This window comes from Photobacterium makurazakiensis (genome assembly GCF_050336715.1).
Classification (GTDB): domain Bacteria; phylum Pseudomonadota; class Gammaproteobacteria; order Enterobacterales; family Vibrionaceae; genus Photobacterium; species Photobacterium makurazakiensis.
In genome coordinates this window covers 26,901-41,499 of record NZ_JAKJSJ010000048.1, presented here as the reverse complement: position 1 = coordinate 41,499, position 14,599 = coordinate 26,901, and the positions used below count along the sequence as shown (strand labels likewise).

13 protein-coding genes are annotated in these 14,599 nt (G+C 43.4%); 4 read left to right on the top strand and 9 right to left on the bottom strand.

The window, feature by feature from the left end; translation table 11 throughout:
• Window positions 1-16 precede the first annotated feature (16 nt).
• From L4D09_RS20185 to L4D09_RS20175, 3 genes are all read left to right on the top strand, one after another.
• Window positions 17-565: a BMC domain-containing protein gene (locus tag L4D09_RS20185; RefSeq protein ID WP_428459328.1), complete on the top strand. Its 549-nt coding sequence runs from the start codon at window positions 17-19 to the stop codon at window positions 563-565.
• Window positions 566-744: 179 nt separating this feature from the next.
• Window positions 745-1,848, top strand: coding sequence for an ethanolamine utilization protein EutH (gene eutH / locus L4D09_RS20180; protein WP_428459327.1), 1,104 nt, complete (start codon window positions 745-747; stop codon window positions 1,846-1,848).
• Window positions 1,849-1,986: 138 nt separating this feature from the next.
• Window positions 1,987-2,193 (top strand): hypothetical protein, encoded by a 207-nt coding sequence (locus L4D09_RS20175; RefSeq protein ID WP_428459326.1) that lies wholly within the window; start codon window positions 1,987-1,989, stop codon window positions 2,191-2,193.
• Between the two features lie 47 nt (window positions 2,194-2,240).
• On the opposite strand, the gene L4D09_RS20170 is transcribed toward L4D09_RS20175, so the two are convergent.
• The 4 genes from L4D09_RS20170 to torC form a co-directional block, all read right to left on the bottom strand.
• Window positions 2,241-2,807, bottom strand: coding sequence for a hypothetical protein (locus L4D09_RS20170; RefSeq protein WP_428459325.1), 567 nt, complete (start codon window positions 2,805-2,807; stop codon window positions 2,241-2,243).
• A 258-nt stretch (window positions 2,808-3,065) separates the two neighbouring features.
• A complete protein-coding gene (torD, locus tag L4D09_RS20165; RefSeq protein ID WP_428459324.1) occupies window positions 3,066-3,719 on the bottom strand; it encodes a molecular chaperone TorD in 654 nt (217 codons plus the stop codon).
• Window positions 3,720-3,916: 197 nt separating this feature from the next.
• The gene (torA, locus tag L4D09_RS20160) at window positions 3,917-6,448 is read right to left on the bottom strand and encodes a trimethylamine-N-oxide reductase TorA (protein ID WP_428459323.1); all 2,532 of its coding nucleotides are present in this window, start codon (window positions 6,446-6,448) and stop codon (window positions 3,917-3,919) included.
• Between the two features lie 75 nt (window positions 6,449-6,523).
• Window positions 6,524-7,690, bottom strand: a complete 1,167-nt coding sequence (gene torC / locus L4D09_RS20155) for a pentaheme c-type cytochrome TorC (RefSeq protein ID WP_428459322.1) — start codon at window positions 7,688-7,690, stop codon at window positions 6,524-6,526.
• Between the two features lie 201 nt (window positions 7,691-7,891).
• On the opposite strand from torC, the gene torR reads away from it, so the two are divergent.
• Window positions 7,892-8,605, top strand: a complete 714-nt coding sequence (gene torR / locus L4D09_RS20150) for a two-component system response regulator TorR (protein WP_428459321.1) — start codon at window positions 7,892-7,894, stop codon at window positions 8,603-8,605.
• 477 nt (window positions 8,606-9,082) lie between these two features.
• Here torR and panP read toward each other — a convergent pair whose 3' ends face one another.
• The 5 genes from panP to L4D09_RS20125 all read right to left on the bottom strand — a co-directional run bounded on the left by panP (window position 9,083) and on the right by L4D09_RS20125 (window position 14,418).
• On the bottom strand, window positions 9,083-10,756 hold the full coding sequence (panP, locus tag L4D09_RS20145; RefSeq protein ID WP_428459320.1) for a pyridoxal-dependent aspartate 1-decarboxylase PanP: 1,674 nt from the start codon (window positions 10,754-10,756) through the stop codon (window positions 9,083-9,085).
• Between the two features lie 188 nt (window positions 10,757-10,944).
• Window positions 10,945-11,940, bottom strand: coding sequence for a DUF2860 domain-containing protein (locus L4D09_RS20140; protein ID WP_428459319.1), 996 nt, complete (start codon window positions 11,938-11,940; stop codon window positions 10,945-10,947).
• Between the two features lie 166 nt (window positions 11,941-12,106).
• Window positions 12,107-12,619, bottom strand: coding sequence for a hypothetical protein (locus L4D09_RS20135; protein WP_428459318.1), 513 nt, complete (start codon window positions 12,617-12,619; stop codon window positions 12,107-12,109).
• Window positions 12,620-12,833: 214 nt separating this feature from the next.
• A complete protein-coding gene (locus L4D09_RS20130) occupies window positions 12,834-12,935 on the bottom strand; it encodes a MetS family NSS transporter small subunit (protein WP_428459317.1) in 102 nt (33 codons plus the stop codon).
• A 1-nt stretch (window position 12,936) separates the two neighbouring features.
• Window positions 12,937-14,418: a sodium-dependent transporter gene (locus tag L4D09_RS20125; RefSeq protein WP_428459316.1), complete on the bottom strand. Its 1,482-nt coding sequence runs from the start codon at window positions 14,416-14,418 to the stop codon at window positions 12,937-12,939.
• Window positions 14,419-14,599 lie beyond the last annotated feature (181 nt).

Genomic DNA, 14,599 nt, shown 5'->3' with positions numbered 1-14,599 from the left:
TAGATTGGAAAAATAAATGTTAAACGCAATTGGCTGTATTGAACTCAACTCTATTGCTCGGGGCTACTTGGTTGCAGATGCGATGCTAAAAGCGGCCAACGTCGAGATATTATTTAACCGTACGATTTGTCCCGGCAAGTTTATGGTTATGGTGAGTGGGGATGTGGCTGCGATTAATGCGGCTGTTGAAACGGGGTTACAGGTTGGCGGCGGTGAGGTAGTCGATGATCTGATCATTGCCAATGTTCATCCGGATGTGTTCCCGGCCATTGCGGGTACCCGCGTTGTCGAGCATACCTCTGCGCTGGGTATTGTTGAAACATTTTCAGTTGCAGCGATTGTTGAAGCTGCTGATGCGGCAGTCAAGGCTGCAAATATTGAACTGCTAGAAGTCCATATGGCAATGGCTATCGGCGGTAAAGGTTTTGTCACCCTGACCGGTGATGTGGCTGCCGTACAAGCGGCGGTAGAAGCCGCTGCCGACAGAATTAGGGATAAAGGCGTGTTGGTCGACAAGGTGGTGATTGCGCAGCCACGTAAGGAGATCCTAGAAGGAAAAATTTAACCAGCGAATAACCAAACAGTAGCGCCTATCAAGACGGTATTTCACCCGAGTCAGGCGATTTAATACGTTCCATTTTTTAGCCGTATGCAGTTGCATAGGGCGGGCTTCTTACACCTTTAAAAAAGTAGCCAGCACTTGTAACTGATGAAAATCATTATTTGGGAAAAGGAAGGTACATCATGAATGACATTATTTTATACATTATGGTGGGCTTTATGGTGTTGGGTGCAGTAGATAAAGTACTCGGCAACCGTTGGGGCTACGGACAGCAATTTGATGAAGGCTTCATGGCAATGGGAGCTCTAGCATTAGCTATGGTCGGGGTTGTGAGTTTAGCCCCGGTTTTAGCCAACTTGCTAAGTCCCGTTGTGGTGCCGCTTTACACTGCACTGGGGGCTGATCCTGCGATGTTCGCCGGTACATTATTGGCTAACGATATGGGGGGCTACCCACTGGCGCAAAGTATGGCTGAAACCGAAGCTGCAGGCTTATTTTCAGGCTTAATCCTTGGTGCCATGATGGGGCCGACATTGGTATTTACCATTCCAGTTGCTTTGGGGATCATTCAGAAAGAAGACACTAAGTACCTTGCCCGCGGGGTGCTAATCGGTATGACGACCATTCCAGTCGGTTGTTTTGTGGGTGGCTTGGTAGCAGGCTTTGATATGGGGATGATCCTCGGCAATTTAGTGCCGATTGTCATTGTGGCCGGTTTGATTGCCGTAGGTCTATGGCTCAAGCCAGAAGCAATGATCCGTGGTTTTGAAGTGTTTGGCAAAGGTGTAATTGCTGTTATTACTATTGCGCTGGCTGCGATCGTGGTTGAAACGTTAACTGGGGTTGTATTGATCCCGGGTATGGCTCCGATTTCCGATGGTATCGAAATTGTTGGCGCCATTGCCATTGTATTGGCCGGTGCATTCCCGATGGTTCACTTTATTACCAAGCACCTAAACAAACCGTTGATCAAACTCGGTAGTTCGATGGGGATGGGAGAAACGGCTGCTGCAGGGCTCGTGGCGACAATGGCTAACAACATCGCGATGTTTAATATTTTCAAAGATATGGATAACCGCGGTAAGGTCATCAATGTTGCCTTTGCGGTGTGTGGTTCGTTTGTTTTTGGTGATCACCTTGGTTTCACCGCGGCGGTAAATAGCGACATGATTTCGGCTGTAGTCGCGGGCAAATTAGTCGGTGGTTTAAGTGCCTTAGTACTTGCGGTATACGTGACACGTAACATGACTGATGAACCAGACATGATTCCAGTAAACCAATCATAGTGTATAACTGTGCTTAATTTAATATAGAGGGGTAGCAGAGATGCTGCCCCTTCTCTTTGGCATAATGTAAGCCCTAGCATTACTTCTATACTTATTATACAAGCCAACTGTTCTCAGTACGGTTTGAAAGGAGAGGTTATGGCAGCGAAGCATTGGAATAAGGAACGATTAGAACAGGGTGAATTCGTTCAGCATGAAAGTATGAGTATGCATGATGGTATTGCGATATGGTGCGACTGTTGTGTCTGTGAGGCGGAACCTTACTGGGTGGAAGTCGCTGAAGAGATGGGGATTAATTTGAGTAATTATGATGAATCTGCGTCAGACTTGAATAAACAGGGTTAAATAAATAGGATGCTTCACAGCTTGAAGCATCCTATCTGAAAACCAGCTTACTGAAGTGTTTCAAGCAGCGTGTTCAGCTCTTTAATTAACTCTTCTGTATCAGAATTATTCTTTTTCATTGCGGCAAAAGTGTCTTTTTGCAGCTTCTCTTGCATACCCATTAGCTCTTCATCAGAAAGAATAGATTCACGTTGCATTGCCATCGCTTTTTTAGCATCAGCAAACTCTTTGATTAATGCACTGCGTTCTTCTTCGCTGGTGTCTTCATCACGCACCTTTACTTGGATCTCTTGAGCCTTTTCTATAAAGGAGTTTGGATCGTAACCAATTTCATCAGCTTTTTGCTGATATGCCTGTTCGAAGGCTTTTGCTTGTTCAACTAGCTCAGGGTTTGACTGCATTGTTTGTTGGCGAATGCTGGTTAAGTCTCGCTGAATCGCATTAATACGCTGGGTGGCTTCTTGTTGGCTAGCAACCGTTGTTGTCGCGACATCACTGGCATTTACCTTAGGGGCAAGACTGAACATCGCCAGTAACATAAGCGGTAAAGAATATTTGGCAAATGTACGGGCTAGGTTAGGGGATTGAGCTACGCGTGTTTTAGTGTTTTGCATATCAGAACCTTTATAATAATTGGTACTTACCCGTTGGCATTCAGTTATATCAAATTGAGTTACCGTAGTGGGTCTATGCAATGTATACAAGCGCTCTAGTGCAATTGTCAGTAGATTGTCATGAAGCCTTGATGATTGCTGAACAGGCTAAGGTTCAAATTGTGGGTATAAAAAAGCCGGCGATCCATATGCCGGCAATAAGAGATAGTTATTTGACTCGCCAGTTAGTGCTGGTCGTGTTCTGTTTGTCTCTTGGAATTAAGATTCATCACTCGCTAAAAATGCTGCATCAAGCTGACAGAAAGCGACAAGTACATTGGCTGCAGCAGCATAAAAACCAAAGTTATCACGCGATTTTGCAGCCTTTGCGAAAGTTGGTAGCCAATTAAGCAACATCGTATTAATAAACTTGAGTTGAGCCTGCATTAGCGACTCAGCCTCTTGCTCAGATTTTTTCTGATTCGCCATTATGATCAAGTTACCCATGAAATCGAGTTCAACAGCAAGGTGATCGGCTGGCTCATTGAATTCTTTTCGCTGAGCGATATCGTATTCATCCATTAACTTGTTCATGTCTTGGGCTGGTTTGTCGTTTAACAAACCGCTTTCACCCACATACATGGATGCATAAGGTAATGCACCAGATTTTGGAGTACTTAAGAATAATCCACAAAAGTCTGCCGCGAGTTCAAGCTGTGCGTCTTCACGTTCCTCTAATCGTTTCAAAGCATCACGTAATTGATCTACAGGTTGCTTTAATTCTGCCGTCATTGCCAGACCAGAAAGGAAAGTGACCATATCACCACTTTGGTATTGCTCAATATCTTGTTCTGTTAGTTCACGAGCAAATAGTGATGACATCCACCAATAAATTTCGGCACGTTGTTCGTTGAAAGCAATGAATTCTTTCATTTTTACTCCAAGTAAAGGCATTACGGCCAGTGGTGTGAGGATTAAACCTGTGTCTCAGCCGTAGAGTGAAAACATATTCAGATAAAATTATTAATGCTAATAGATAATTATATGTGAATAGATTTTATGTGCATAATTTTTAAACAAAAAGTGTAGTCAGGGGCAACCCCTGACTACATTATTAATTGTTAACTCACTTATTCAAGATCCATTGCTGGGAATAGCGGGTTAATATCGGTTACTTCAGTTGGGCCATTGAAGCCAGTTACAGCAGGAACTACACCTGTGTATTTTTCGACATTGACTAATGTTGAAGACGCAGTTGTTGCCTGAGCCAGTTTTGATGAGCCAATATCTTGAGTCAGTACATTTGGATCGCCATAAGTACAAATTGTACCTGGTTTTCCACCTTCTAATGGGCTGTACCATGCACCTTCGTGGATACGACAAACGCCTGCCATGAAGTCGTCAGTAACGACAGCACCAGCGAGTACTTCACCACGGTCATTGAAGACGCGTACGACATCACCAGAAACAATACCACGAGATTTCGCATCTTCAGTACTGATGTAAATAGGCTCACGGTCAGCGACTGAGTAGGTAGCACGGTGTTCAGTTGACGAACAAAGCTGTGAGTGCAGGCGGTGTTTCGGGTGCGTGCTCTGTAGGTTCAATGGGAACTGTTGAGAGCGTGGGCCACCGTGACTACGTTCTGTCTTTTCGAACCACATTGGGTGACCTTGACAGTCGTCATAGCCCATATCAGCAATGGTCTTACAGTAGATCTCGATAAGACCAGAAGCGGTACCTAGCGGCTCAAGATCAGGTTCGTTACGGAATGACTCGTGACGTACCCACTCTGAACCTTCAGGGAACTCAATGAAACCTTCTTCTTCCCAGAATTTTTTGAAGTTAGACATACGAACACCGATACCACGGCCTTGCAGGCGAGCACCATTGTAGATCTCTTCAATCCATTCCATTTGCGTTTTACCGCCAGTGAAGGCCTCTTCACGGTCATAACGACGACAAAGTTCACGGAAGATTTCAAAATCATCTTTCGCTTCATACATTGGCTCAACAACTTTAGGCAGGGCGATAATACCTGCGTTAGAGTGGTTACCGTATTGCTCGATATCGTTACGTTCGTGAGTTGTCGTTGCTGGCAGTACAATATCAGCGAAGCGACATGTAGCTGTCCACTGGGTTTCAACCGAAACGACTGTTTCAAGCTTGCGCCATACCTTGATCATCTTGTTACGATCTTGGTGGTGGTGGAATGGGTTGTTACCACAGAAGATTGCCATCTTCATTTCTGGATAGGTAATACGATGGCCATAAGCATCGATAGTCTTACCTGGGTTTTCGATACAATCGACAAAACGTGCTACAGGAATATAAGTTGAATATCCCTTGTAAGAACCATTGTGGATTGGGGCAACACCCGTTACACCACTAAAGCCAGACATCAGCGGGCCGTTTGAGGTAACAGAACCTGCGTCATTGTAGTGCCAACCGAAACCGAAGCCACCACCAGGTAGGCCAATTTGGCCAAGCATTGCGGCAATAACAACCAGCATCCAAGCGTACTGCTCACCATGCTCCATGCGCTGTAGACACCAGCCACCGATAATCTGAGTACGGCCAGAAGCCATCTGACGTGCAAGTTCACGGATAGTATCAGCTTCAATACCACAAATTTTCTCAGCCCACTCAGGTGTTTTTTCTACACCATCTTTCTCACCTGTTAGGTAAGGAACGAACTTGTCGAAACCTGTAGTGTAATCTGCAACGAATTCTTTGTTGTAAAGGTTTTCGCGATATAGCGTATGCGCGATGGCCAGCATTAGAGGAACGTCAGTTTGCGGGTTTACTTTGATTTGCTCACCGCCAACAATTTTTTGCGTCTCAGATTTTACTGGGTCAATGTAGATCACTTTGATCTCATTGTTTTTTACTTTTTCAGCTAGCTGATCATAGTACTCGACAGGACTATGGTCTGGTACTAACCAACCAACTTGAAGGTTTTTAACTGGGTCGGAACCCCAGATAACAATGGTATCTGAATGTTCTAGAACTAGCGGCCAAGATGTTTGCTGTTCATATACTTCCATTGCACCAGCAACGTACGGAAGGACTACCTGTGCAGCACCTGTCGAGTAGTCACCCATTTTACTTAGGTAAGTACCGTGAAGGCCAATAGCACGCATCATGATGGTACCTGCAGAGTGCAGTTTACCAACCGACTGCCAACCAGTGTGACCAGCATATAATGCACTTGGGCCGTAGTTATTCTGAACACGTTCCATTTCGTGATAGAAGAAGTCTAAAGCTTGCGACCAAGGAACACGAACGAATCGGTTATCACCACGTTGAGTGGTGTCTGACTTGTAGCCATGCTTCAGCCAGTCGATACGAACCATTGGGTATTTAACACGTGCAGGGTTATAAACCACTTCACGTACACCATTGATCATGGTCGTTGGGTTTTTATCTTTTTCGAATGGAACTGTGTCTACCCATACGCCATCTACAACTTTTGCACGGAATGCACCCCAGTGAGAACCTGAAAGTACTTCACCGGTGAAGCTAGCTTTAGTGTCTGTTGCAGCCATAGCTTGGCGCGGAGCAAGTAGGCTTGTACCTACGACAGAAGCAGCACTTGCTGCAACCATACCAGACAAAAAGCGACGGCGTGAAATGCCTTTATTTAGAATTTGAGTCGCCATAATCGTTAGATCCTTAAATTTGAATTCTTTTTAGCTGGGTGGTGGTATCCGAATGATTCCACCACCCAATCAGGATTAATGCGCGCCAGCGCCGCCAGTGTCGTTAGCGTGGTTCTGAAGGTACTTAAGAAGCGTACGCTCTTCAGTTTTGCTTAAACGGTAGTAAGCACTCATTGCATTCAAGCTGGCAATCCAACCATTCGCACCGAAGTGGTCTGGTGTTGGTGCAGCATGACAAGCCGTGCAAGTTGCACCATACATGTCATCGGCGTAGTTCCAGATAGGTTGGATATCATCGATCATGTCATCAGCAGTGATCCAAGCTTCAACAGTAACGTTCTGCCAAACAATGTTTGTCGCGCTGTCTGTTAGCTCTTCAATCAATTGTTCGTTTTCTTTAACTTCACCGCGGATAGTTGCTTTAAATACACGCTTACCCATGTACTCAGTCAGTACTCGACCACGGCCTTCTTTTTCTAGCCAGCCATTGATTTCAACTTTAAGCATGTCGTTGTCACGCTCAAGAACGGTGACTTCAGAAGCAGGAAGTAGGTTACCTGAAACACTGCCGTTAGCATCAGCTGTAGCGAAAAGGTCTTTTTCACCTAACGAGTAAAGTTTCTCAGCTGTAGCACCTTGAGATTTCGCAGTTGCTTGTAGTACTTCGAAGTCTTTCTGGAAACCACCAGCCATGTTTGGTAGTTCGTGAGCAATACCTTTGTGACATTCGATACAGTTCATGTCTTCAGCTGCTGCTTGCTTCATTTCAAAAGCAGCTTGAGCTGATTGTTTACTGTGATCCATATCATCGTAAGAGTGGCAGCTCTTACAGGTTTTCGAGTTTTGTTTGCTCATACGATCCCAAACAGTTTGAGCCATACCTAAACGGTGGTCTTCGAACTTTTCAGGTGTATCAATTTTTCCTGTTACGAAATGATGGTAAAGGTCTTTAGCCGCTTCGAGTTTGCGGAATACTTTGCCAGGAAAATCTTTTGGTTGGTGGCAGTCAGTACATGTTGCCTGAACACCAGAAGCATTCTTAAAGTGGATACTTTCTTTATATTCTTCGTAGTTTTGTTCCATGGTGTGGCAAGAGGTACAGAATTCGATAGAAGAGGTGGCTTCAAAACCCTTGTGTACAACAAATGTACCAGCCAAGGTGATACCGATACCAACCAAGACCAAAGCAAGAATTGGATACTTGCTGCTTGGCTTGATTAACTTTTGCCAAAGTTTTTTCATAGTGGAAGATTCCATTTAAGTATGTATGTCTGCCGTAAACTACGGTGACGTATAAATTTTTATGGTTTAATCTTAATGTCACGATATGAATAACGATAAGGGCGGCAATGAACAGGGTTTTCATGTTTATGAAAAATTGTGAACAGCTGTCTGTTATGCTAAGTTTTAAAAGAACAGTAAATAAGACATAAAGAGAATAAAATGAGTCACCATGTACTTGTTGTAGAGGATGAGATTGTTACCCGGACGAAGCTAGTTGGGTACTTTGAAAATGAGGGATATAAAGTCAGCCAAGCTGAAAGCGGTGCCCAAATGCGTGAGGTGATGGCAAGCGAAAAAATCGACCTCGTTATGCTTGATATCAATCTACCTGGTGAAGATGGTTTGATGTTAACCAGAGAATTACGCAGCCGGTCTGAAGTGGGTATTATTTTAGTTACAGGCCGTACTGATAGCATCGACCGTATTGTCGGTTTAGAGATGGGTGCCGATGATTATGTAACTAAACCGTTTGAGTTACGTGAGCTGCTTGTTCGTGTGAAAAACCTGTTGTGGCGCATCTCATTGGTTGAAAAGGCACGTGATGAGACCATGGTTGAACTGCAAGAAGACAGTATTATTCGCTTCGGTGATTGGCAGTTCGATATAAACAAACGTGCACTTACTCATAATGGTGTGCCTGTAAAACTAACTAAGGCAGAATACGAATTATTGGTGGCATTCTCCTCTCACCCTAACGTTGTTCTTAGCCGTGAACGTATATTGAACATGCTAAGTCATCGAGTAGAAGCACCGAACGATAGAACCATTGATGTGCTCATTCGACGTATGCGATCGAAGATGGAAGTTGACCCGAAGAACCCACAGATTTTTGTGACTGTTCATGGTGAAGGTTACATGTTTGCGGGTGACTAATTAACCGTCATGCACATAAGTTCAGTTTGACATAAACTGTAATATTTAGGCCGGTATATCCACTATATCGGCCTTTTTCATATCTAAGAATCGAACCTTTTATTGATCTTAATCAATAATTGTTAATTGTTATGAATAAGTTAAACGTGATGGTGATCATGTTTTGTAGGGGGTAAAAAGGTTCATTTGAGCATTTTTACTTATAAGTGATGATTTTCTCTCAATTTATTAACTAAATTAAACGGCTGCTTTTGAGCGTTTTTATCGAATCTAATACTGGTTGCTTGTTTATTCCACAGTTGTCCGGGGGAGAAATGAGCAAATGTGTTCAGGTCTTGATAGTGAATGTCTACAAGCTTTATTAAATGACGAGTTATGTCGGTTGGTATCAAGAAAAATATAGCGGGTTTTCGGCTGCCTTGAAACAAAAAAGCCTGACAAGGTCAGGCTTTTTTGTTTGAAGTAAACAAGGGTAACTTAGGAAGCGTCGGAACCTTTTGAGTGGTTTTCGTTTAAGATCTTCTCGGTCAACGCTTGAATTTGTGGATAGCTAATAATACTTTGCTTCGCAATGGCTTGTTGTTCGTCTAAGACATCCTGCAGGATGTTTTCCGTTGTTAGCGGATTTGCGAGTACAACACGTAATACGGTTGTTATCTTCCTATTCCATTTCTCAGGCGTTAATCGTGTACGAGAAACAAATGATTTACCTGATTCGCGTTGGCGTTTTTGAATGAATTTAGTGAGATCATTTAGCGCATCAAGTAGTGTCTCTTTGTCTTCGTCAGACGCAATGACTAAGGCTTGCTGTGTTCGTTCCGGAACAAAGCGATAGGTAAGTAAACATAACTCAGGCTCAGAGATTAACTCAAAGTTAGGGTTATCAGTCACGAGTTTGGCAAAGTATTTTGCTTTATCAATACTGTTATTGATGAGCATTTCGTAGCCTGGTCGACTGATAATATTGAGGCTGGCATAGAGTAGCATTGCCATCCCGCTACGTGAGCCCTCTAGGGTGTGGCTACCTAGATCTTTCGACCCTTTACGCAGAATATATTCGGCGTGGTGTTCAATCGCGGTCATGAGCGCAGGATTCTTAAAGATAACCATCCCAGCCCCCATTGGCACATATAGTTGCTTGTGTGCATCGATGGTGACAGAGTCTGCTCGCTCAATCCCTTTCAGCATTGGGCGATAAGTGTTCGACATCAACGTTGCACCGCCCCAAGCGGCATCAACATGGAAATGGCAACCATGTTGTTCAGCAATATCGGCAAGCTCATCAAGCGGGTCTATATTGCCTGTCTCTGTCGTGCCTGCGACCCCAATAATTGCAAATGGCTTAATATTATTCGCTTTTAGCTCAGCCATTTTTGCTTTTAGCTCAGGAATGCTAATACGGTTATTATTATCAGCTTTTACGGGGATCACACATTCCCGACCAATACCAAGTATATCCGCCGCTTTTTTCAATGAGTAGTGACCACGTTCAGACACTAAAATAGCAAGGTCATCATAGCCATAGTGCTTCATGGCGCGGAACAAACCTTCTTGTGCGACACCTTTAAAGTGACCATCAGGCTTTAATGCATTGTTACGGGCAACCCAAAGCGCAGTGATATTCGCAATTGTTCCCCCAGAGCAAAATGCGCCCAGAGAATGGTTGGCGCTATGCATCCATTGCTGATAGAAGCTGTCATCTTCTTGGTAGATCAAGTTATGCAGCATCCCTAACACTTGCCGTTCAAGTGGCGTAAATGCTTTGGATGTTTCGATCTTAACTAAGTTTTGGTTTAGCCCGATCATGATCTTAGATAACGGCATCAAGAAGTAGGGGAGAGCCGATGTCATATGACCGATGAAAGAGGGCGCAGAGGTATGAACCGACTGAGCAACCAGCTTATCAAGTAAGAAGTGTGTATGATCAGAAACAAAGCTAGGGCTTTCAGGCAAGGCAGCTGATGAAAAGTCCTTTTCTATTTCTGCTAATGGTTTCTCTCGGGCTGCAATGTGTGTTTGTAAAAACGCATTGAGGTTTTCCGAGATATCCTTTTCAATTCGACCAAGGGTTGAATCGGGTGCTTCCGGCACCGTAAAAATGCGATGCAACGACTCTTCGGTCGCATCGGCTTTTCTGTAATCCACTGCCATATATAGCTATTACTTATACTTTGATTCGGCAAACTGATGTTAATTTAATGCAATTTAACGCCTGTGTCTCGAAAAAAATAACGATTTGATGCCTTCTACTAATGACCTTATTATTGATAATGATAAAAAATGGGATAAGCACTGAATGGCTTAGCCCATTTATCTGAAGCACATCAATACCTTTGTGATCAGAACTTATAGTTGATACCAAGGCTGATTAACAACGAGTCTTCATCATAGAAATTAATGTTTGATTGGCTTTGGTTGTAGCCTATGAGTGAGACAACCCCCCAGTTCTCCCAGTCAAACGGTTCTTTGTATTCATAAGCAAGGAAGGCACCCCATTTATCATCTTTTTGCTTAGTATCAAAAACGGGGTTTGATTCATCATAACTTGTGTTGTTGTAGCTTAATGTCAAAGCCAAGCTTGAACTGCGCATAGCTTGAATGATACCAATCTCTGCCCCGAAACTATTGCTTGCCATCGCCGCACCATCGGCGTCTAGGCGGGTATAGTTAATGGCACTACGTAAAATTTGAAATCGGCTGATAGGGTGGAAGTAGCCGATCTCTGTATAAAAAATATTCCCTTCACGATTAAGTTTCGCTTGTTCTTCTGGGGTGTAGCTTGCGAAGCCACTTTGTTCATCATCAATGGCTTGCTGACCACCAGAGAGCTCTAGCGAGAAATTAGACCCTAAGATTTTGTCATACTGAAAGCGGACACCTTGAATTGTGCTCTCGGTCTCTTCACGTCGAGTGTCGGTAATAAATGGGTCTTTCCATGTGTCTGTTTTTAGCACCCCCGGCACATAGCTTAGGGTGATCATACCATTGTTTTCTATACGGTAGCGGTAGCCAAGTTCGACATGGAAGCGACCTAAGGCCAAATCTGAGCGGCTTGTACCAAAATAGAGTTGTTGTTTACGATCTTCTGTTGTGTAACTGACAGTACCAAGTGGGGCGACAAAGGCGTTGCTTTGTGAAGAAGCCTCTGAATCGAGCGTTGAGATCGTATGGTTGTCAGTATTGAACTGTGACGTACTGTCGGTGTAACCGACAAGGAAAGAAATATCAGCACCAAACCCTGGGGTCCATGGGCGAGGGCCGTTGGCGTGCGCCTCTAGTGAAAGAAGAGCCAAAGAAAATATGCCGATGGTGACGGCATGACGCTGCGGGATCATCCTGCGCTCCTTGCTTTAATTGTAAAAAACATTTTTATGAGAGTGCCCAAATAAGCAACGGTAAACGAGTTTAAATAACTCGTTGTTATAAAAAGAGGTTTATTTTGGATGATCTCGTTCCTTGAGACCACCCATAGTGGGAATATTTTACTTATATTTTATAGAACTAGTTGCATTCAATACCTGAAATCGCCGTTATTTTTTCGTTATAGGCGTTTAACGGCTTTTCGATGGTACCCGGATGAGTCAGCAGCTCCGCAAATGCACTGCGCAATTCATAATTTTTCGGGTGAGGTTTACTTTGGCGATCATCGAAAGATAGCTTCGCAATTTTACCCAGCTCATTGTCTTGTTCAGATAACGCTTTAACGTCTTTTTGGCTAAGGTTTAGCCACGACTCTATCGGCTGAGAAAGTGCGAGTTTGTCCTTATCGTTTTCTAAATACCAATCGACTGCTTCACGGTTGAGCTCAAAATGATGTTTACGTCCAGCTAGAAACCAGTCACCGACTTCCTTAAGGTTTTCATCTTTTTCGACTGTTAGTTCCACAAGGCTTTGATACCAAGAGAGTGATGCATCAATATATTGATGATATTTATCGCTTTCACAGCTTGTTGAAGATGCAAATACTGTTGTTGGCAGCATGACAGTCGTAAGTAAAATAGCAGCTAACTTCATTGCCTTTCCTTGATTGAGTCTAAATTGAGATTACGTTACCGCGCTTGTTTACTTGATTGTAACGCTCTGCTTGAATGAAGGAAAAGCCTTATTTACCAGAACAATACATTCTTAACATTATTTATTCTGGTGATTCAGTGAGTGAGGAGCAGAACATAAAAAAGAGGCTCAAATGAGCCTCTTCATGGTTATGTTGCTATGTGCTTGGTGAGTGCTATTTTTTCTGCTTCTTCATTGCAACGGAAATACAATACGCCGCGCCACCCCAAGTGATGCCTAGTCCGAACAGCATCATGATAATTGCACCTGTTGTCATATTATGCCTCCTGCTCTTTCTGTGGCTTCGATGAAATATTGATAATAACGGCAACAATAAACATTGCAGCAACGAGTCCCCAACCTAACATGAGTAGATCAGACGTTGCGTAACCGCCATAGCCTTCGTTAAAGGTGTTAACAAGGTTTGTGCCTAGAATAATCGCAAGCATTGCTGGGCTTAGGAAGCGGATACAAATTTCAAACCACTTACCAATGCTAAACTCTGAAATGCTATTTACATAACTACGGATATCCGAAACTTTAAGCAGCCATGCAATGATAACCAGCTCAATTAAGCAACTTGCAAGTAACGCGACGTTATTAATGAAGTAGTCGACCAGATCAAGTAGCAATAGGCCGCCATTGGTTGCAAAAGCCATTGAAACGATAAAACCAGTACCACATACCCAACAAGCAGCCACTTTACGTGTTAAATTCAGCTTATCAATAATGGCTGATGTTACCGCTTCAATGATGGAAATGTGCGAGCTTAAGCCAGCGACAACCAATGCAAAGAAGAACAGTGGACCAAGAATATACGGTGCAGGTAACAAGTTAATAGCTGCTGGGATAGTTACAAATGCAAGGCCAACACCTGCGGAAACAACTTCCGTGATGGGTTTGGCTTGCTCTTGTGCCATGTAACCAAGTACACCAAAGATAAGTACACCAGCAGTAATAGAGAAACCACAGTTAATCAATACAGTCATGAAGGCGTTATTATTAATGTCTGACTTATCCGGTAGGTAACTAGAGTAAGCAATCATAATGGCAAAGCCGACACTCAAGGTGAAGAATATTTGACCGTATGCCGCTGACCATACTTTCGCATCTAATATTTTACTGAAGTCAGGTTGGAACAAGTAGTTCAGACCATCAAGCGCACCGGGTAAGAACACAACACGGCTAATTAGACCAATAACCATGATAAACAGTAAAGGCATCATGACTTTACTTGCACGTTCAATACCGCCTTTAACGCCAGTAAAAATTGCAGCAAAGGTAATTGCCCATGCAATTGCCATTGGAATAGCAATATGGCTCTGTAGGCTACCTAATTGGCTAGGAGTGTTATCGCCTAACTTTAGGTATTCACCAAAGAAGAACCCATTCGTATCTGAACCCCAGCTTTGTGTGAATGAATAGCTAAGGTATGAAATAGCCCAACCGATAATTGCAACGTAATAAACAGCGATGATCGCTGCGATAAATACTTGGAACCAGCCTAACCATTCAAACTTAAAGCCTAGTTTCGAGAAAGCACGAGGTGCAGCCCCGCGTAGTTTATGGCCAAGGCTGAACTCCATAATCATAAATGGAATACCAGCGGTGAGCATGGCAAAAAGGTAAGGAATAAAAAATGCGCCACCACCGTTTTCATAAGCCATATAAGGGAAACGCCAAATATTCCCTAGTCCAATCGCTGAGCCTACTGCGGCAAGGATAAACCCGGCACGAGAGCCCCATTGTTCGCGTTTCATATACATCTCCTTATGTACTGCATATCTCTATGAAACCAAGATTTAGAAGGTAAAAATTCTGTGTATTAACAATAACAAGCGTGGAAATTGAAAGGTAAGACCACGCTAATGGGTTGAGATTAACCAGACAAGAGATGTAAATCAATAGAGTGTGGTGTTGTTAATGCCTGTGTGATTAGGT

What these genes read in the sequence shown, in the direction of transcription:
- L4D09_RS20135 (WP_428459318.1), bottom strand. Translation starts at nt 12,619, where the DNA reads ATGAAGTTAGCTGCTATTTTACTTACGACTGTCATGCTGCCAACAACA.
- L4D09_RS20185 (WP_428459328.1), top strand. Translation starts at nt 17, where the DNA reads ATGTTAAACGCAATTGGCTGTATTGAACTCAACTCTATTGCTCGGGGC.
- torR (WP_428459321.1), top strand. Translation starts at nt 7,892, where the DNA reads ATGAGTCACCATGTACTTGTTGTAGAGGATGAGATTGTTACCCGGACG.
- L4D09_RS20125 (WP_428459316.1), bottom strand. Translation starts at nt 14,418, where the DNA reads ATGAAACGCGAACAATGGGGCTCTCGTGCCGGGTTTATCCTTGCCGCA.
- L4D09_RS20140 (WP_428459319.1), bottom strand. Translation starts at nt 11,940, where the DNA reads ATGATCCCGCAGCGTCATGCCGTCACCATCGGCATATTTTCTTTGGCT.
- L4D09_RS20170 (WP_428459325.1), bottom strand. Translation starts at nt 2,807, where the DNA reads ATGCAAAACACTAAAACACGCGTAGCTCAATCCCCTAACCTAGCCCGT.
- torC (WP_428459322.1), bottom strand. Translation starts at nt 7,690, where the DNA reads ATGAAAAAACTTTGGCAAAAGTTAATCAAGCCAAGCAGCAAGTATCCA.
- L4D09_RS20175 (WP_428459326.1), top strand. Translation starts at nt 1,987, where the DNA reads ATGGCAGCGAAGCATTGGAATAAGGAACGATTAGAACAGGGTGAATTC.
- L4D09_RS20130 (WP_428459317.1), bottom strand. Translation starts at nt 12,935, where the DNA reads ATGACAACAGGTGCAATTATCATGATGCTGTTCGGACTAGGCATCACT.
- eutH (WP_428459327.1), top strand. Translation starts at nt 745, where the DNA reads ATGAATGACATTATTTTATACATTATGGTGGGCTTTATGGTGTTGGGT.
- torA (WP_428459323.1), bottom strand. Translation starts at nt 6,448, where the DNA reads ATGGCGACTCAAATTCTAAATAAAGGCATTTCACGCCGTCGCTTTTTG.
- torD (WP_428459324.1), bottom strand. Translation starts at nt 3,719, where the DNA reads ATGAAAGAATTCATTGCTTTCAACGAACAACGTGCCGAAATTTATTGG.
- panP (WP_428459320.1), bottom strand. Translation starts at nt 10,756, where the DNA reads ATGGCAGTGGATTACAGAAAAGCCGATGCGACCGAAGAGTCGTTGCAT.